This window comes from Rhodococcus sp. IEGM 27 (assembly GCF_033142305.1).
GTDB classification, from domain to species: domain Bacteria; phylum Actinomycetota; class Actinomycetes; order Mycobacteriales; family Mycobacteriaceae; genus Rhodococcus_F; species Rhodococcus_F oxybenzonivorans.
In genome coordinates, this window is the sequence record NZ_JAWLSG010000040.1 from 1 (window position 1) to 1,380 (window position 1,380).

1 protein-coding gene is annotated in these 1,380 nt (G+C 61.7%); it reads right to left on the bottom strand.

The genetic code is table 11. The annotated features are described in order from the left end of the window. Window positions 1–43: 43 nt before the first annotated feature. Window positions 44–1,309 (bottom strand): IS256 family transposase, encoded by a 1,266-nt coding sequence (locus tag R4P95_RS33405; RefSeq protein ID WP_397517787.1) that lies wholly within the window; start codon window positions 1,307–1,309, stop codon window positions 44–46. Window positions 1,310–1,380 lie beyond the last annotated feature (71 nt).

Genomic DNA, 1,380 nt, shown 5'->3' on the forward strand with positions numbered 1-1,380 from the left:
GGGACTGTCAGAACATCGGTGGATCCAGTTCTGGCGCATGAATCTAGATCACCGTTGGGGTGATGCGGCCTTCGAATGTGATAGCAAACGCGTTGAGGGCCGGCTTCCACCTCGTCACCCATCGTGCTCTTCCTTTACCTGTGGGGTCCAGTGCCCGGGTGGCGAGGTAGAGACACTTAAGCGCGGCCTGCTCGCTGGGGAAATGGCCCCTCGCCCGCACCGACCGCCGGTAGCGCGCGTTGAGGGACTCGATCGCGTTCGTCGAGCAAATGACCCGGCGGATCTCGACGTCGTAGTCGAGAAACGGCACGAACTCGCTCCAGGCGCTCTCCCACAGGTGGACGATCGCCGGATACTTCGGCCCCCATTTGTCGGCGAACTCGGTGAACTGCTCCTTGGCCGCGGTCTCGTTGACTGCGGTGTATATCGGCCGCAGGTCTCGTGACATCTCGTCCCAGTACTGGCGTGATGCGTAACGGAAGGTGTTGCGCAGCAGGTGAATCAGACAGGTCTGGACCACGGTTCGTGGCCACACGGTCGTGATCGCGTCGGGTAAGCCCTTGAGTCCGTCGCAAACCGCGATGCACACGTCGGCGACCCCGCGGTTGCGAATTTCCGTCAGGACGGCGAGCCAAAACTTGGCGCCCTCACCGCCGTCACCTGCCCATAGTCCGAGGATGTCGCGTTGCCCGGCGGTGGTGACGCCGACCGCGACGTAGACGGGCCGGTTGGCGACCTGACCGTCGCGGATCTTGACGTGGATGGCATCGATGAACATCACTGGATACACCGGGTCGAGGGGACGGACGGACCATTCGGCCATCTCCGTGAGGACCTTGTCGGTGATCTTGCTGATGGTCTCCTTGGAGACCGATGCGCCGTAGACGTCGTCGAAGTGTGCCGCAATTTCCCCCGTGGTCAGTCCTTTCGCCGAGAGGGACAGAATGATCTCGTCGACCCCGGTCAGGCGTCGCTGCCGTTTCTTGACGATCTGCGGGTCGAACGAGGCATCGGTGTCCCGTGGTACCTGGATTTGTACCGGTCCGATTTCGGTGAGCACGGTCTTCGTCCTCCTCCCGTTCCGGGAGTTTTCGCCGTTTCGCCCCGTGACGTGGTGCTTCTCATAGCCGAGGTGCTCGTCCATCTCGGCTTCGAGTGCGGTTTCCAGGACGTTCGCGGTGAGCTGGTTGAGCAGTCCGTTTGGGCCGACCAGCTCGACACCTTCGGCTTTCGCCTGCGCCAGCAGTTGTTGGGCCAGCTTCTGGTGGTCGATCTTCGTCTGATCCATAGGATCGAGTGTTTCGGTCATTGTCTTGCCTTCTCGCCAAGCTAACTCGGCGTGTCGGCCAGAGCCAGTTCAACCGTTATCCCGACAGTCCC